At 67.0% G+C, this 15583-nt stretch carries 15 protein-coding genes and 1 other RNA gene; 8 read left to right on the top strand and 8 right to left on the bottom strand.

Annotated elements, in window-relative coordinates; translation table 11 throughout:
- Positions 1–6: 6 nt before the first annotated feature.
- Positions 7–1611 (bottom strand): CYTH and CHAD domain-containing protein, encoded by a 1605-nt coding sequence (locus TSH64_RS23340; RefSeq protein WP_109448644.1) that lies wholly within the window; start codon positions 1609–1611, stop codon positions 7–9.
- Positions 1612–1913: 302 nt separating this feature from the next.
- Between TSH64_RS23340 and TSH64_RS23335 the strand changes: the two genes are divergently transcribed.
- From TSH64_RS23335 to recR, 6 genes are all read left to right on the top strand, one after another.
- Positions 1914–3107 carry a phosphoglycerate kinase gene (locus TSH64_RS23335; RefSeq protein ID WP_109448642.1) on the top strand — a complete coding sequence of 398 codons (1194 nt, stop codon included), beginning with the start codon at positions 1914–1916 and terminating at the stop codon, positions 3105–3107.
- A 206-nt stretch (positions 3108–3313) separates the two neighbouring features.
- Positions 3314–3700: a hypothetical protein gene (locus TSH64_RS23330; protein ID WP_109448640.1), complete on the top strand. Its 387-nt coding sequence runs from the start codon at positions 3314–3316 to the stop codon at positions 3698–3700.
- Between the two features lie 224 nt (positions 3701–3924).
- Positions 3925–4022, top strand: an RNA gene (ffs, locus tag TSH64_RS23325) — signal recognition particle sRNA small type.
- 104 nt (positions 4023–4126) lie between these two features.
- A complete protein-coding gene (locus TSH64_RS23320) occupies positions 4127–5998 on the top strand; it encodes a DNA polymerase III subunit gamma/tau (RefSeq protein ID WP_109448638.1) in 1872 nt (623 codons plus the stop codon).
- Between the two features lie 3 nt (positions 5999–6001).
- Positions 6002–6325 (top strand): YbaB/EbfC family nucleoid-associated protein, encoded by a 324-nt coding sequence (locus TSH64_RS23315; RefSeq protein WP_063635355.1) that lies wholly within the window; start codon positions 6002–6004, stop codon positions 6323–6325.
- Positions 6326–6403: 78 nt separating this feature from the next.
- Positions 6404–6997, top strand: a complete 594-nt coding sequence (recR, locus tag TSH64_RS23310) for a recombination mediator RecR (protein WP_109448636.1) — start codon at positions 6404–6406, stop codon at positions 6995–6997.
- Between the two features lie 4 nt (positions 6998–7001).
- On the opposite strand, the gene TSH64_RS23305 is transcribed toward recR, so the two are convergent.
- Positions 7002–8333 (bottom strand): methyltransferase, encoded by a 1332-nt coding sequence (locus TSH64_RS23305; protein WP_109448634.1) that lies wholly within the window; start codon positions 8331–8333, stop codon positions 7002–7004.
- Positions 8334–8373: 40 nt separating this feature from the next.
- Positions 8374–8811 (bottom strand): thioesterase family protein, encoded by a 438-nt coding sequence (locus TSH64_RS23300; RefSeq protein ID WP_109448632.1) that lies wholly within the window; start codon positions 8809–8811, stop codon positions 8374–8376.
- Between the two features lie 192 nt (positions 8812–9003).
- Between TSH64_RS23300 and TSH64_RS23295 the strand changes: the two genes are divergently transcribed.
- A complete protein-coding gene (locus TSH64_RS23295; protein ID WP_014248877.1) occupies positions 9004–9249 on the top strand; it encodes a hypothetical protein in 246 nt (81 codons plus the stop codon).
- A gap of 3 nt (positions 9250–9252) precedes the next feature.
- On the opposite strand, the gene TSH64_RS23290 is transcribed toward TSH64_RS23295, so the two are convergent.
- The 5 genes from TSH64_RS23290 to hemA form a co-directional block, all read right to left on the bottom strand.
- A complete protein-coding gene (locus tag TSH64_RS23290) occupies positions 9253–10080 on the bottom strand; it encodes an ABC transporter permease (protein WP_109448630.1) in 828 nt (275 codons plus the stop codon).
- A 25-nt stretch (positions 10081–10105) separates the two neighbouring features.
- Positions 10106–10990: an ABC transporter permease gene (locus tag TSH64_RS23285; RefSeq protein ID WP_109448628.1), complete on the bottom strand. Its 885-nt coding sequence runs from the start codon at positions 10988–10990 to the stop codon at positions 10106–10108.
- Positions 10991–11108: 118 nt separating this feature from the next.
- Positions 11109–11885: an Hpt domain-containing protein gene (locus TSH64_RS23280; protein ID WP_109051932.1), complete on the bottom strand. Its 777-nt coding sequence runs from the start codon at positions 11883–11885 to the stop codon at positions 11109–11111.
- A 133-nt stretch (positions 11886–12018) separates the two neighbouring features.
- Positions 12019–12564: a hypothetical protein gene (locus TSH64_RS23275; RefSeq protein ID WP_109051931.1), complete on the bottom strand. Its 546-nt coding sequence runs from the start codon at positions 12562–12564 to the stop codon at positions 12019–12021.
- Between the two features lie 204 nt (positions 12565–12768).
- The gene (gene hemA / locus TSH64_RS23270; protein WP_109448626.1) at positions 12769–13983 is read right to left on the bottom strand and encodes a 5-aminolevulinate synthase; all 1215 of its coding nucleotides are present in this window, start codon (positions 13981–13983) and stop codon (positions 12769–12771) included.
- A 483-nt stretch (positions 13984–14466) separates the two neighbouring features.
- Here hemA and TSH64_RS23265 point away from each other — a divergent pair, with 483 nt between their 5' ends.
- Complete coding sequence (locus tag TSH64_RS23265) at positions 14467–15573, top strand: DUF2235 domain-containing protein (protein ID WP_109448624.1); 1107 nt, start codon at positions 14467–14469, stop codon at positions 15571–15573.
- Positions 15574–15583: the final 10 nt, after the last annotated feature.

Below are 15583 nucleotides of genomic sequence, written 5' to 3'. Positions count from 1 at the left end.
TGGACTCTACACCCCGGCGTCCGGCTTCGACCAGAAATGCTTGGTGTCGATGAAATCATGCCACAGGGCGACCAGCGCCGCCTCGGTGTCGGCCACGCCGCGGGCATGCCAGCCGATGACGATGCCGGCGGCGCGCGGCTCGCCGGGGGCCGAGCGGCTGCCGTCGTCGTGCAGCTCGTGCAGCAGCCGGGTCGCCGTCGCCACGTCGTTCAGATGCCCCAGTGCGTCCTGGAAGGCGGCCATCTGCTGGATGTAGCGGCGCACCGGCTTGTCGTCATACAGGCTGCGGAAGAACTCCACGGCATAGCGCAGCTTCTTCAAGGCGATGCGCAGCTGGTGGCGCTGGGCCACCGGCAGATGGGCGAAGCCGTGGCCGGCCCGCTTGGCCTTCTTGTGGCGCTTGTTCAGCAGATGGTCGGCCAGCCCGATCACCGGCTGGAACAGCCGCACCGATTCCTCGCTGACCGGCTGGTCGCGCCAGCCGCGCTTCTCCACCCAGCTGCCGACGCCCAGCAGGAAGGCGGTGTAGCGGTCGGAGCGGATCGCCTCGCGCACGCCCTCATAGGCGCGCAGCCGCTTGGCCTCGGCCGCCGCCGCCAGCGCATCGAGATCCTCCACCGCCGAGCGGCCATGGCCGTCGGCCTTGTGGAAGGCGTCGCGCACCGGCGCCAGCAGCTCCTCGCCGAACACGTCCCAGTCGCGCGCCGGCCCCAGGCTGCCGGCCAGCCACTTGATCTCGCCGACCAGCCACAGATATTGCGCGGCCGGGATGAAGGGCCGGAACAGCGCGGTGGCCGAGCGCAGCCGGCGCAGCGCGACGCGCATCTGGTGCACGCCCTCCGGATCCTCGCCAGCCAGCGTCACCGCCTCGTTCGCCACCATGTGGGCGATGCAGGCGCGCACGATGCGCGCCACCGCCCCCTCGACCGTCGTCTCAGGGTCGAGCACCAGCTTTTCGGCCTTCAGCGCCTTGTCGGCCGTGCCGTTGGCCAGCGCATGGCCGCGCTCCGCCTTGGTCCGCATCTCAAGCCGCAGCGGGGCGGCCTGCGTCAGTTCCTGCGCCAGATCGTAGAGTGCCGCGGGCGTACCGCTCTTCAGCTCCAGCTCCACCTCGCAGAGGTCGGTGGACCGCCCGTCGGGCAGCTCGATCCGGCCACGGTCGAAGGCGACCTCGATCACGGCGGCACCGTCGCCCTCGCCCAGCGTCACGTCCTGCGTGGTGCGCTCGACGATGGAGGTGAAGATCGGCCGGAGTTCCGAGTCGCTGAGCGATCCCAGCAGCTCGATGGCCTCGGCATCGGCGATCAGCGTCAGGTCGGGGGCGGCGGAGGTCACCGCGCATTCCCACTCGCCGCGGCCCAGCCCATCGTCGTCGGGGGCCGACTTGACCGTCTGGACGAAGCCGTCGCCGGTCTTGCGCACCCGCAGCGTCACCTTGCGCGCGGCAAGCCGGCGCTCCTCGGTGTCGTAATAGGTGCTTTCCAGGGTGCGTGTCGCCGCCGGACCGGTGGCCCGGTCTGCGATGGCGGAAGCGGCGCGCAGCCTGTCGAAGTCTTCCGGCTTCGCTGCCAGCTTCAGTTCCGTCTCGCGGTTGATCTCGGCCTCAGCCATCGCCTGCGCTTCAACCCCCGTTTTGCGGCCCATTGGCCTACAGTTGGGTGTTTGCACAGCCCATGGACAGGGTCAAGTTACGGAAATGTTGCAGAAGCCTGCGGTTGCATCATCCATCGGCTGCACCTACGCCGCCGGTTCCTCGCGTTCGGCCAGGGGTTTAACCATGACGTTGCAGGGTCATTATGCCCCATTTCACCCCACCCTTGGGGCGTTGCAAAGCGTGCAGGCCTGTGGTTGGGTTCCCGCAAACTGAAACGGCCTGTCCCGTTGGGACCGGCCATCATTGGGGAAGTGCGACGATGACCGATTTCAACACGATCGACGACCTTGAGGTGAGCGGCAAGACGGTGCTGGTGCGCGCCGACCTGAACGTTCCGATGCAGGACGGCAAAGTGTCCGACACCACCCGCATCGACCGCCTCGCCCCCACCCTGAAGGAGCTGTCCTCCAAGGGTGCCAAGGTCGTGGTCCTGTCGCATTTCGGTCGCCCGAAGAACGGTCCGGACGCCAAGAACTCCCTGCGCAACGTGCTGGACGCCCTCAGCGCCGCCGTCGGCCAGAAGGTGGCCTTCGCCGAGGATTGCGTCGGCGAGAAGGCCAAGGACGCCATCGCCAAGGTGCATGACGGCGCCATCGTGCTGCTGGAGAACACCCGCTTCCACGCCGAAGAGGAAAAGAACGACCCGGCTTTTGCCAAGGAAATGGCCGCGCTGGGCGACATCTACGTCAACGACGCCTTCTCCGCCGCGCACCGTGCCCATGCCTCGACCGAGGGTGTCGCCCGCCTGCTGCCGAACGCCGCCGGCCGCCTGATGGAAGCCGAGCTGAAGGCCCTGACGCTGGCGCTGGAGAAGCCGGAGCGCCCGGTCGCCGCCGTCGTCGGCGGTGCGAAGATCTCCACCAAGCTGGAACTGCTCGGCAACATGGTCCGCAAGGTCGACCTGCTGGTGCTGGGCGGCGGCATGGCCAACACCTTCCTGTTCGCCCAGGGCACCGATGTCGGCGCCTCGCTGTGCGAGAAGGACATGGCCGACCAGGCCCGCGCCATCATGGCGACCGCCAAGGACTCCAACTGCGAGATCCTGCTGCCGAAGGACTTCGTCGTCGCCAAGGAGTTCAAGGCCGGTGCCGCCAACCGCGTCGTCGCCTTCGACGCCATCGGCGCGGACGAGATGGCTCTCGACGTCGGCCCGGCCACCGTCGAGTTCCTCGGCGTGAAGCTGCAGGGCGCCAAGACCGTCGTCTGGAATGGCCCGCTCGGCGCCTTCGAAATCCAGCCCTTCGACGCCGGCACCAACGCGGTGGCCGGTCTGGTCGCCGCCCGCACCGAAGCCGGCGGCCTGCTGTCGGTGGCCGGCGGCGGCGACACCGTCGCGGCGATGGCCCATGCCGGGGTCGAGGACAAGTTCACCTACGTCTCCGCCGCCGGCGGCGCCTTCCTGGAATGGCTGGAAGGCAAGGAACTGCCGGGCGTGGCGGCGCTGAAGAAGTAAGGAACATCCGGTTCAACGGGTTTGGGAAGGGGGATGCCACGGCATTCCCCTTTTTCATTGGGTCCGGCCGGTCCCGGAGGGCAGAAGCCTCTTTGGCGAATCTCCTTGATCCTTCAAAGCATTGCAAGACTTTTTTCCTATTTTCCCCCACAAACCCCAGAGATGAGATATTTGGAAGACGCCAAACCTAACAGGAGGCGTTATCCATGAAGACCGCTTTTGCCGCTTTCCTCGCTGCGCTGACCCTCGCCGCCGCCGCCGGTGCCGCCGAGCCGATCGGCGGCTCCTTCCTCTCGACGGTCGACACCGTGGCGACCAAGACACTGATCACCGGTTCCACCAACGCGAACGGTCTCTATCTGCGAACCATCGCAACCGGCTGCGCAATGAACCTGACGGTCAGCGTGGTTCCCCCCGGCACGGGAACCCCCGCCCGGCCAATCATCGCCTGTTCGCCCAGTTCCAGCACCATCACGGGTTCGGCAATGCTGCCCGATCCGCTGTATGTGCCGGCGGGTTGGTCAGTCACGCTCAACACCTCAGCCGGCTATCTCTACAGTCTCTACATGACCTACGACCTCGTCGGCCAGTGATCCAGCGGTGAGGTGATCTGACGGACAAGCGTTGGGATGGGAAAGGCGCACCCGCGCCTCTCCCATCCCGAGAGCCGGTCAGGCGGCGACGCCCCTTTCAGGACCGATTATGGGCGGAACCATAAATTATAGTCCGGAATATAATTGCCTATAATCCGCCGCCACCCCCGCACCCGAACCGTTTCCCCTTGCATCCACCCACACGAATGGTCATAAAAGCGGCGGGAGACTGGCGTCGGACGAGTCCCTCGCCAACCCGGTCAGGTCCGGAAGGAAGCAGCCGCAACGAGTTACGGCTCGGGTCGTTCGTCCAGTCTCCCACCCTCAGCAAAAATTGCCAGCACGAAACAGACGGCGACAGCGCGGTGCCGGGACGCTATCCTGCGGCCCGAAATTCCCCTCCCGTCGTTTCGACAGGCCAGCCGCGTGACCGATACAACCGCCGAAATCACCGCCGCTTCCGCTCCCGCCACCGGGCAGGCTTACCGGGTGCTGGCGCGCAAATACCGGCCGAAGACCTTCGACGAGCTGATCGGCCAGGACGCGCTGGTCCGCACCCTGACCAATGCCATCCAGTCCGGCCGCATCGCCCAGGCCTTCATGCTGACCGGCGTGCGCGGCGTCGGCAAGACCACCACCGCCCGCATCATCGCCCGCGCACTGAACTGCACCGGGCCGGACGGCACCGGCGGGCCAACGGTCAGCCCCTGCGGCGTCTGCGACAATTGCCGCGCCATCGCCGAGGACCGCCACGTCGACGTGATGGAGATGGACGCCGCCAGCCACACCGGCGTCGACGACATCCGCGAGATCATCGACGGCGTGCGCTACTCGCCTGTCTCGGCCCGCTACAAGCTCTACATCATCGACGAGGTCCACATGCTGTCCAAGAGCGCGTTCAACGCGCTCCTGAAGACGCTGGAGGAACCGCCGAGCCATGTGAAGTTCGTCTTCGCCACCACCGAGATCCGCAAGGTGCCGGTGACGGTGCTGTCGCGCTGCCAGCGTTTCGACCTGCGCCGCGTCGACGCCCAGGTGCTGAAGGAGCATTTCACCCGCGTCACCGCCATGGAAGGCGCCAATATCGAAGGCGACGCCGCCTCGCTGATCGCGCGCGCCGCCGACGGGTCGGTGCGCGACGGGCTGTCGCTGCTCGATCAGGCCATCGCGCTGGCCGCCGGCACCGTCACCGCGCAGCAGGTGCGCGACATGCTGGGTCTGGCCGACCGCACCCGCGTCATCGACCTGTTCGAGGCCGCCGTCTCCGCCAAGCCGGCAGAGGCGATGGACATCCTGTCCGACCTGCACCGGGTCGGCGCCGATCCGGTGGTGATCCTCCAGGATCTGCTCGACCTCGTCCACAATCTGACCCGCCTGAAGGTGGTGCCCGACAGCGCCAACGATCCCTCCCTGCCGGAGGCCGAGCGCACACGGGGAGCCAGCCTGTCCTCCAAGCTCGGCATGCCGGCGCTGACCCGCGCCTGGCAGCTTCTGCTGAAGGGGCTGAACGAGGTGCAGGCCGCCCCGGTGCCGCAACAGGCGCTGGAGATGGTGATCGTCCGTCTGTCCTACGCCGCCGATCTGCCGACTCCGGGCGAACTGATCCGCCAGTTCCAGGCCCAGCAGGCCAACGGCGGAGGGGGCGCGCCGATGGGCCGCGGCCCCGGCGGAGGAGGCGGACCGGTCGCGGTCGCCAGCCAGTCCACTCACGCCGTTGCCCGTTCGATGGGCTCCGCCCAGCCGCAGAGCGCCCCGGTGGCGCAGGCGGCACCCGCCCCCATGGCCGCCCCGGCCGCCATCCCGGATGGCGAGGAACTGTCGCCGATGCCGCACGACTTCCGTGCGCTGGTGCAGCTGTTCTCCGACCGGCGCGAAGGCGCGCTCTACGGCTATCTGATGGAAACGGTTCAGCTGGTCCGCATGGAGCCGGGCACGCTGGAGCTGAAACTCCGCCCTGCCGCCCCGCCGACCCTGCCGGCCAAGGTCGGGCAACTCCTGACCGAATGGACCGGCCAGCGCTGGATCGTCGCGCTCTCCGAAGGTCCGGCCCAGCCGACGCTGGCCGAACAGGACAAGGCCGAAAAGCACCGTGCCTGGGCGGAGGCGGAAGCCAACCCGGTGGTGCGCGCCGTGCTCGACACCTTCAGCGGAGCGAAGATCATCGACATCCGCGATCTTGCCGAAGTTGCCGCGGCGGAGAGTGCAGCGGTTGCGGATGACGGCGAGACACCCGATTTCATGGTTCAGCAGCAGGACGACGGGGTCTACTACCCCCTCGACGACGAAGGAGAGTACTGACCGATGAAGAATATCGGCAACATGATGAAGCAGGCCCAGCAGATGCAGGCCAAGATGCAGGAAATGCAGGCGAGCCTGGAGCAGGTCGAAGTGACCGGCCAGAGCGCCGCCGGCATGGTCGTCGTGACCGTCAACGGCAAGAGCGAGATGAAGAAGGTCAAGCTCGACAAGTCCGTCGTCGATCCCGAGGACGTCGAGGTTCTGGAGGACCTGATCGTCGCCGCCTTCAACGACGCCAAGAAGAAGGTCGAGCAGCACGTCGCCGAGGAAACCTCGAAGATGATGGGCGGCCTGAAGCTGCCGCCGGGCATCAAGCTGCCGTTCTGATCCTGACAGTCTTTTGTGCCTGACAGTCTTTTGTGAAAGTCCCCTCTCCCCGGAGGGGAGAGGCGGATTTGCACATCGATGATCGGACCTGAAATCGAACGCCTGATCCAGCTGCTGTCCAAGCTGCCGGGACTAGGCCCCCGGTCGGCGCGGCGGGCGGCGCTGCATCTGATGAAGCGGCGGGACAGCCTGCTGATCCCGCTGTCGGAAGCGATGGCGGCGGCCGGCGAATCGATCCGCGCCTGCTCCGTCTGCGGCAACCTCGACAGCCGCGACCCTTGCACCGTCTGCTCCGATCCCACCCGCGACCGCTCGGTCATCTGCGTGGTGGAGGATGCCGGCGACCTGTGGGCGCTGGAACGCACCCGCGCCTTCCGCGGCACCTATCATGTGCTGGGCGGCCTGCTGTCGGCACTCCAGGGCGTCGGCCCCGACGACCTCAACATCGCCGGCCTCGCCGAGCGTGCCAAGGATCCGGCGGTGCGCGAGATCATCCTGGCGCTGAACGCCACCGTCGACGGCCAGACCACCGCCCATGTGGTGACCGACCGCCTGACCGAGTCCGACGTGTCGATCTCCCGTCTCGCCCACGGCGTCCCAGTCGGCGGCGAGCTGGACTATCTCGACGACGGCACCCTGACCGCCGCGCTGAAGGCACGGCGGCCGCTATAGTCTTTTACCGCTCGAACAGCCCGACCAGTTCCACATGGGCCGACCACAGGAACTGGTCGACCGGCCAGATCTTCACCAGACGATAGCCGCCATCCACCAGCACCCGCGTGTCGCGGGCGAAGCTGGCGGGATTGCAGGACACGCCCACCACCCGCGGCACTTTGCTGCCGGCGAGCGCCGCCGCCTGGGCCGCGGCACCGGCGCGCGGCGGGTCGAACACCACGGCATCATAACGATTGAGATCCTTGGCGCTCAGCGGGTTCTCGAACAGGTCGCGCCGCTCCGCCGTCAGCCGCAGCCCCTGCACCGAACGGCCGAGTGCCGCCACCGCCGCCTCGTCGCCCTCCACCGCATGGACCGCGGCCTGTTGCGCAAGCGGAATGGAAAAGGTGCCGATGCCGGCGAACAGGTCGGCGATGCGGCCTGCCTGCCCCACCCCCTCACGCACCGCCGCCACCAGGGCGGCTTCGCCCTCCGCACTCGCCTGGAGGAAGGCACCGGGCGGCGGCTGGATCGGAACGCCTGCGAAACGGATGAAGGCCGGCCGGCGGTTCGCCACCGGCTCCGCTGCCGCGCGATCGGTCGGCTGCCAGGCGATGCGGGCGATGCGCTCCAACTCGAATCCGACCAGCACCTCGCGCGCCGCGCGGTCCAGGCTGCGCGGCCCGACCAGCAGCAGGTCGACCCCGCCCTCCAGATCGGTCAGCACCACGTCGGCATCGCCGCCGTCCGGCAGCAGGTCGGCCAGCAGGGTCCGCAAAGGCTCCACCAGCGCGAACAGGCGGGGCGACAGGACCGGGCATTCCTCCAGATCGACCAACCGGTGGCTCTGCCGCTCGTTGAAGCCGAGCCAGACCCGCTTGCCGCGCTTCAGCGCTGCGAAGCGGGCGCGGCGGCGCGCACCGCCGGGAGTCCGTGCCAGCGGCTCCATCGGCACATCGCCGAGCCCGACCCGCTCCAGCGCCCCGCGCACCATCCCGACGGTCCAGGCGGCGTAGGTCGGATCGTCCATCTGCTGGAGCGTACAGCCGCCGCAGCGGCCGAAATGGCGGCAGGGCGGAGTCTGGCGGCCGGGGCCGGGCTCGAGCACCTCAAGCGGTTCGGCCCGTACACCCTCCCCCTTCCCATCGCCGTCGGCGGCACGGACACGCACACGGTCACCGGTCACCGTGTAGGGCACGAACAGGCGCAGCCCCTCGGCAAAGGCGATCCCGTCACCGCGCGCACCGACGTCGGCGATGGACACCTCCATCTCCTGCACGTCACGGGGCGGCGGGGCGGTCTTGCGGGTCGGCTGGCGCCCCTTGGCGAAGGGGCGCTTGGCGGGACGCGTCATGTCGGGGGTCCGTTGGATGCGGGTCTGGAGCGCCCTCCCTTTACGCCTCCAGCAGCTTGGCGCGCAACGGTTCCGGGATCGGCGTCGGGCGATGGGCAGCCTTGTCGACGATCACCGCCACCGCTTCCTGGGTCGCGATGCAGCGGTCGCCCAGAAAGATGGCGCAGCCCAGCGTGATCGAGCTGGTGCCCAGCCGCAGCGCCCGCGCACCGATGCGCACAATGTTGGGATAGAGCAGCTCCGCCTTGTATTCGATCAGGCTGCGCGCCAGCACGACGGTCCAGGGCACCTCGGGGGTAAAGCCGCCGACCTGATGAATCAGGGCGACGCGCGCCTGTTCGAAATAGACGCCGAGAGCGTTGTTGTTGACGTGCCCGACGGCATCCAGGTCGTTGAAGCGCACGCGCTCCTCCCACCAGAAGCGGTAGAGGTCGGGGCTGGTCAGGTCGGGTTTGCTCAGGTCTGGCGTGCCGGTCATGCCGTCTTCCTTGCCGTATAGGTCAATGCATCTCCGGACTGTGGCGTATGGTCCGGAGCGGCGCAAGCCCGGCTTCTCGCCCCGCGTCCCCGGTCTGCATCCATATTTCCGGGGTGGCCCGCGAATTCCCGCGCCAATCGCCGATTGACCGTGTTATTGGAGTCGGACCAACCCTCCGCAACGGACCGGACGATGAGCAAGGACACCACCAACCAGACGGCCGAGGCGCTGTTCGAAAAGGCGCTGTCGATCGCCGAAAAGCACCTGGATGAGGCGATCAAGGAAGGTGGCCCGCTCGGCCCCTACATCGCCGTCGCCATGATCGAGGCTGCCGTGAACGCCGCCGTGGACGAGACCAGCCACGAAGACGTCATCGACATGCTGCGCGATCTCGCCGCCCAGATCGAGGCGGACGCCGACGAGGCGGAAGAGGACTGACGCCTAGGCCGTCGTCAACGCCACTGCGGACCCTGCCTGCCGGCGCGCCTCGCGCCGGCGCAGGATCTCGTAGGCGACGGCGCCCAGGATGGTCAGGGCGATCAGCACCAGCGACAGCGCGTTGACCGCCGGCGTCAGGCCGGTGCGCACCTTGGTCGCGATGTAGACGGTCAGTGTGGTGTCCAGCCCGCGCACGAACAGCGTGGTGTTGTAGTTCTCGAAGCTCTGCAGGAAGGCCAGCAGGGCCGCCGACAGGATCGCCGGCGTCAGGTACGGCAGCGTGATGCGCCGGAACACCTGCCCATGGGTGGCGCCGAGGTCGAGTGCGGCCTCCTCCAGCGCCGGGTCGAACCGCTCCAGCCTTGCCGAGAACAGTAGCATGGCATAGGCGGCGATGAAGCTGGATTGCGCCACCACGGTCAGGAACAGCCCGCCGCTGACCCCGAACCACTCCCGCCAGAACACCAGCGTCGAGATGCCGACGATCACCCCCGGCGTCAGCAGCGGCGACACCATCAGCGCGTAGAGGAAGGTCTTGGCCCGGCTGTGCAGCCGGTCGAGCAGCAGGGCCGCCGCCAGCCCCAGCGGCACGGCCAGCGCGATCACCCCCGCCCCGACGATCAGGCTGGTGCCCAGCGCCGCCCACATGCGCTGATCCTCCCACAGCGCCTGGAACCAGCCGAGCGTGAAGCCCATCCAGGGTGTCACGGTGGGAAAGCGGCTGCTGTTGAAGGTCGCCGCCGCCATGATGCCCAGCGGCAGGAACAGATAGCCGAAGAACAGGACCAGATAGGCGCCGGTCAGCAAGCGGCGGAGGCGGGCAGCGGTCATGGCTTCGGGCTCACTTCGCGGTGGCTCATTTCGCAATATCCGCCAGCCCGACGCGGAACAGCCGCATCGCGCCGAGGATGAAGCCGATGCACAGCACCAGCAGGATGAAGGCGTAGGCCGCCCCCTGGTTCCAGTTCCCGCCTTCAAAGAACCAGTTGTAGATGATCTCGGTGAACCAGCGGCTGTTCGGCCCGCCCAGCAGGGCCGGCACCGCATAGCTGCCGGCAGCCAGCATGAAGGTCATGATGCAGCCGACGGCGATGCCCGGCTTGGCGTGCGGCAGCACAATTCGGCGGTGGATGCGCAGCCAGCCGGCGCCGAGATCCCGCGCCGCCTCGATCTGGTTGCGGTCCAGCGATTCGATGGCGTTGTACAGCGGGAAGACCATGAACAGGATGTAGACATAGACCATGCCGACGATCACCCCGGCGTCGCCGCCCAGGAATCGCTGCGGCTCGTCGATGATGCCCAGCCCCAGCAGGATCGCGTTCAGCGGCCCGTTGAAGGCCAGGATGATGTACCAGGAGAAGGTGCGCAGCAGCTCGTTGATCCAGAAGGGCACGACCAGCATCAGGATCAGCAGCGGCAGCCGCCGCTTCGGCGCCACCTGCGCCAGATAGTAGGCGACCGGATAGCAGACGGCCAGCGTGGTCGCGGTGACCAGCGCGCTGGCCCAGATCGTCTTCAGGAAGATCGACAGATGGATCTGGTTGGTCCACAGGGTCAGGTAGTTCCTGACCGTGAACACATCCTCCGGCCCGCCGATCTTGGAGGGCGGCAGCGACGGCCGGAAGGAGAAGCCGATCATCATCAGTTGCGGCAGCAGCACCAGCAGAGCCAGCCAGACCGCCACGGCCAGCAGGATCACCCCGGTCAGAACCGGGCCGTACCGGCGAAGAACCTCCGTCATTCGGGCGCTGCTCCAGCCTGTGGGACCGGTTTGACGCCTAACATGGGGATTCCCGCCGGCGCAAGCGCCGCTATATGACGATGACGTTCAGATGAGGGTCAGATGACGGTCTGCCCGATCAGCCCAGATTGTGCTTGGCCACCACGGCGGCGAAGTCGTCGCCGAAATGCTCGCCGACCCGGATGACGGAGACGCCGTAGGGGATTTCCTTCAGCGACGGGTGGTCGAGGTTCAGCGAGGTCAGCAGCGCCATCGGCACATGCTGGGTCACGCTCATCGCCCGCAGGCCGCGGATCAGGTCCAGGCCGGACAGGCCGTCCATCACCATCGAGGCGATGACCATGTCCGGCGGCACGCGCACGGCAAGGCTGATCGATTCGATGGGATCGGTCACCGTCATGGTGCGGAAGCCGCAGGCGGCCAGCTCCGTCCCCAGCTTCTTCGCGACGACCTTGGACGGGGTGACCAGCATGATCTCGACGTTGCGCACGTCGACGTCGGTGACCTGGAACTCATAGCGCACCGGCAGGGCGCGGATGATCCGGTTGGTCTCGGCCAGCAGCGGCTGTTCGGCGCGGTCGACCAGTTCGGAAATGCGGTCGATGAAGATCTGGGCGTCGACCAGCTGCTTCTCGTCCAGCCGCTTCAGGCCGCTGAGGTAATCCTCCAGCCGGTGGGCGACGAGGCTGACGGTGGGATAGCCGAAGCTGGTGCCCATGCCCTTGAAATTGTGGGCCTCCAGCCGCAGGACGCCGATGGTTTCCACATCGCTGCGCTGGCCCTTCACGCGGTCCGCCAGCGTCGCGTTCATCAGCTCCAGCCGATCGCGCGCGTCGTCCACGAACTCCATGCGCAAGCGGTCTTCGAGGTCGTCGGTCGACATGTGCGAGGCCATGGAGCGGATTCCGGCTGGGGAGGGAAAGGGGTAACCCGAAGGTACACCAAATCCTTGCGCCGAAACAGACGCGGCGCGCCCCTATTCGAAAGGGCGCGCCGCGCGCAACAAAACCACTGGTTTTAAAGGGTGATCAGAGCCGGGCGAGCAGCTTCTGGAACCAGGCCAGACGCTCTTCCGTCTGGGCGATGTCCCGATCCAGCCACGAGGCGAAATGGCCGTCGCTGCCGACATCCGCCCGTTTCAGGTCGCCCAGCCGCGCCAGCTCGGTCTCGCTAAGCACCACGAGATTGTCGATCTGGTCGCGCTGCGACTCGACGTCCAGCAGATGCAGGAAGCGCAGCTTCAGCGCGATGACCAGCTTGTTCAGCCCGTCGGCCGACGGCGCGCGGACATTGGCGCGCATCAGCGTGTCGAACTCCGCCCGGCCGGCTTCGGTCGGACCCAGCAGGGCATTGTCTTCCATGCCGCTGCCGTCCAGCGCCTCGATCAGCCCTTCGTACCGCAGCATCTCCAGCGAGGTGCCCATCAGGTCCAGCGACGGACCCATCATGCGGTCTAGGAAATGACGGACGGAGCCTGCCAGATCGGCGTAGCGCAGCGGCCCACCCTGGATCAGCGTGCCCAGGACGACGAGGCGCACGGCCTCCTTCGGCATCAGCGAGTTGTCACGGTACATGGCGAACCCCCTAGGCGAGCCGCTGGATGCGAAGCCCCGGAAAAACGGAAAGGACGGCGCGGCGACGGCCGGTCTGCAGCAATGAAGCTGCGAACCGGTCGCAACACTACCCCACAAAGTAGGGATGCGCACGCCGTCTGTCCAGGGGGCAAAACGTCCTTATCGCCAAAAGGGTCTTTCCGGACCTGTTTCCAGGAGCCCCGCTCAGGCGGCGAGGCGCAGGTCGAGCCGGCTCCACACATCCAGCAGCGCGTCGACCAGCATGCCCATCTGCGCATCGGTGTGCAGGGGGGTCGGGGTGAAGCGCAGCCGCTCCGTCCCGCGCGGAACGGTGGGGTAGTTGATCGGCTGGACGTAGATGTTGTGCCGGTCGAGCAGTTCGTCCGAGGCGCGCTTGCAGCGGTGGGCGTCGCCGACCATCAGCGGCACGATGTGGCTCATCGACGGCATCACCGGCAGGCCGGCGTCGGCGAACATCCGCTTCAGCGTGGCGGCGCGTTCCTGGTGCTGCGTCCGTTCGGTCTGGCTGTGCTTCAGGTGACGGATGGAGGCCAGCGCCCCCGCCGCCATCACCGGCGACAGCGAGGTGGAGAAGATGAAGCCGGCGGCGAAGCTGCGGACGCAGTCGATCAGCGCGGTGGAGCCGGTGATGTAGCCGCCCTGGACGCCGAAGGCCTTGCCCAGCGTGCCTTCGACGATGGTCAGCCGGTCCATGGCTCCGTCGCGCTCGGCCACGCCGGCGCCGCGGGCGCCGTACATGCCGACAGCGTGCACCTCGTCCAGATAGGTCATGGCACCGTGCTTGTCGGCCACGTCGCACAGGTCATGGATGGGGGCGATATCGCCGTCCATCGAATAGACGCTTTCGAACGCCACCACCTTGGGGCGGCCGGGGGCGATGCCCGACAGCAGCTCGTCCAGATGCTTGGGGTCGTTGTGGCGGAAGATGTGCTTTTCGGCGCCCGAGTTGCGGATGCCGGTGATCATCGAGTTGTGGTTCAGCGCGTCCGACAGGATCACGCAGTTGGGCAGGATCTTGCCCAGCGTGGTCAGCGTCGCGTCGTTCGACACATAGCCCGAGGTGAAGAGCAGCGCCGCTTCCTTGTGGTGCAGGTCGGCCAGTTCGCGTTCCAGCAGCACATGGTAGACGTTGTTGCCGGAGATGTTGCGCGTGCCGCCGGCACCGGCGCCGACCTGGTCCAGCGCGTCGTGCATCGCCTTCAGCACGTTCGGATGCTGGCCCATGCCGAGATAGTCGTTGGAGCACCAGACCGTGACCGGACGTTCGCGCCCGTGGGAATCGCGGAAGGTCGCCGTCGGGAAATTGCCCGCGTGGCGCTCCAGATTGGCGAACACGCGGTAGCGGCCGTCCTGCTTCAGGGTCGCAATCTGGTTGCGGAAGAAAGTTTCGTAATCCATCGCGCGTTTCCGTTCGCGTTCATTCACACGGTCGGCTGCACCGGATTCCAGACCTAGGGGCTAGGCCATTCGTCCGGCGCGTCGAAGAGGATCGCATGATCCTTCCCGGCATGCCACCCGGCATTGATCGAAATCAAGCCGCCGCCGCATGAGACCTTCGCACAAGTGGCAGGCTCCCCTGTCCTGCGGATGCCGCATGTCGGCGTCCCGCGGACAGGCCATCGGCACGGCGATGACTTGATTTTATCGGCGGCAATATGGGCCGAATGTGCCGGATGACCATAGCGGGGGTCCGGGAATACGTGCGCATATCTGCCCCGATCCATCGACCTGTTCCGACGACCTGTTCCGGCGACCGGTCGAAGTTGCAGCGGACGGAATCGTCCGTTGCAGGGTTGCCGCCGATTTTTATAAATCTATTGAAGTTGAAAAAATATCGTTGCCATCATCTCCTGCGCGCACTCGTTTGACGGGGAGAGGAAGATGGGCAAGCGGATCGTCCTGTGTTTCGACGGCACCTGGAACAAGCCGGGCAGCGGCAGCCAGCCCGACAAGGACAACGAGGCATCGACCAACGTCTGGAAATTCTCCAAGTCGGTCCTCGGCACCGCCCCGGACGGCACCGCACAGGTTTCCTATTACGATTCCGGCGTCGGCACCGATGAAAAGGGAGGCTTTCTCCACGACTGGTTCGACAAAATCTTCGGCGGCGCCTTCGGCCTTGGGATCGACAAGAAGATCAAGGACGGCTACCGCTTCCTCGCCTCGAACTACAGGGATGGCGACCATGTCTTCATCCTGGGCTTCTCGCGCGGCGCCTACACCGCCCGCAGCCTCGTCGGGCTGATCCGCAATGCCGGGCTGCTGCCGGCCGACAGGCTGGGCGAGACGGACGACGCCTACGCGCTCTACCGCAAGCGGGACGATGGTCCGGACGTGGGGGAGGCAAAGCGGTTCCGCGACACCAACGGTTCGACGCTGATCCCGATCCATTTCCTCGGCGTCTGGGACACGGTGGGCGCGCTCGGCGTGCCGCTCGGCATCTGCAAGCAGTTGGATCAGGACCTGTACGGCTTCCACGACACAGAACTCAGCAGCCTTGTCCGCAATGCCTTCCAGGCGCTGGCGATCGACGAGCATCGCAAGACCTTCGCCGCCAACCTCTGGGATCCGAAGGCGAAGCCGGCGCAGCGGATGGAGCAGCGCTGGTTCGCCGGCTGCCATTCCAACGTCGGCGGCGGCTATGACGACGACAGGCTGTCGGACATCACGCTGAAATGGATGATGGAGCACGCCGAGGTCTGCGGCCTCGCCATCGACCCCATCTGGGTGCCGGAGGTGTCGCCCGACAACGCCTTGGGCGTCATCGTCGATTCCTATGCCCGTTTCCTGGACGGGGTCGGCGAACTGGTGCAGCCGCGCCATTACCGCCCGGTCTGCGTCCTGCCCTTCAGCCAGGAGAACCTGCACGAGTCGGTGCCGCACCGTGCCGCCAGCGATGCGGGCTACGCACCGCCCAACATCGGCTACCGCAAGGCGCTGGCGCAGTTCGGCACGGTGCGGGAAGAGGAACCGGCCCCGGCCGGCTGACCGGGGGCGC

Origin of the sequence: Azospirillum sp. TSH64 (genome assembly GCF_003116035.1) — a bacterium.
Classification (GTDB): Bacteria; Pseudomonadota; Alphaproteobacteria; order Azospirillales; family Azospirillaceae; genus Azospirillum.
The sequence above is the reverse complement of the archived record's forward strand: the minus strand, read 5'-3'. Positions and strand labels throughout refer to the sequence as shown.

Coding starts and splice junctions, on each gene's coding strand:
- TSH64_RS23280 (WP_109051932.1), bottom strand. CDS start 11,885: ATGGCCTCGCACATGTCGACCGACGACCTCGAAGACCGCTTGCGCATG.
- TSH64_RS23330 (WP_109448640.1), top strand. CDS start 3,314: ATGAAGACCGCTTTTGCCGCTTTCCTCGCTGCGCTGACCCTCGCCGCC.
- TSH64_RS23265 (WP_109448624.1), top strand. CDS start 14,467: ATGGGCAAGCGGATCGTCCTGTGTTTCGACGGCACCTGGAACAAGCCG.
- TSH64_RS23285 (WP_109448628.1), bottom strand. CDS start 10,990: ATGACGGAGGTTCTTCGCCGGTACGGCCCGGTTCTGACCGGGGTGATC.
- hemA (WP_109448626.1), bottom strand. CDS start 13,983: ATGGATTACGAAACTTTCTTCCGCAACCAGATTGCGACCCTGAAGCAG.
- TSH64_RS23335 (WP_109448642.1), top strand. CDS start 1,914: ATGACCGATTTCAACACGATCGACGACCTTGAGGTGAGCGGCAAGACG.
- TSH64_RS23300 (WP_109448632.1), bottom strand. CDS start 8,811: ATGACCGGCACGCCAGACCTGAGCAAACCCGACCTGACCAGCCCCGAC.
- recR (WP_109448636.1), top strand. CDS start 6,404: ATGATCGGACCTGAAATCGAACGCCTGATCCAGCTGCTGTCCAAGCTG.
- TSH64_RS23295 (WP_014248877.1), top strand. CDS start 9,004: ATGAGCAAGGACACCACCAACCAGACGGCCGAGGCGCTGTTCGAAAAG.
- TSH64_RS23305 (WP_109448634.1), bottom strand. CDS start 8,333: ATGACGCGTCCCGCCAAGCGCCCCTTCGCCAAGGGGCGCCAGCCGACC.
- TSH64_RS23290 (WP_109448630.1), bottom strand. CDS start 10,080: ATGACCGCTGCCCGCCTCCGCCGCTTGCTGACCGGCGCCTATCTGGTC.
- TSH64_RS23275 (WP_109051931.1), bottom strand. CDS start 12,564: ATGTACCGTGACAACTCGCTGATGCCGAAGGAGGCCGTGCGCCTCGTC.
- TSH64_RS23315 (WP_063635355.1), top strand. CDS start 6,002: ATGAAGAATATCGGCAACATGATGAAGCAGGCCCAGCAGATGCAGGCC.
- TSH64_RS23340 (WP_109448644.1), bottom strand. CDS start 1,611: ATGGCTGAGGCCGAGATCAACCGCGAGACGGAACTGAAGCTGGCAGCG.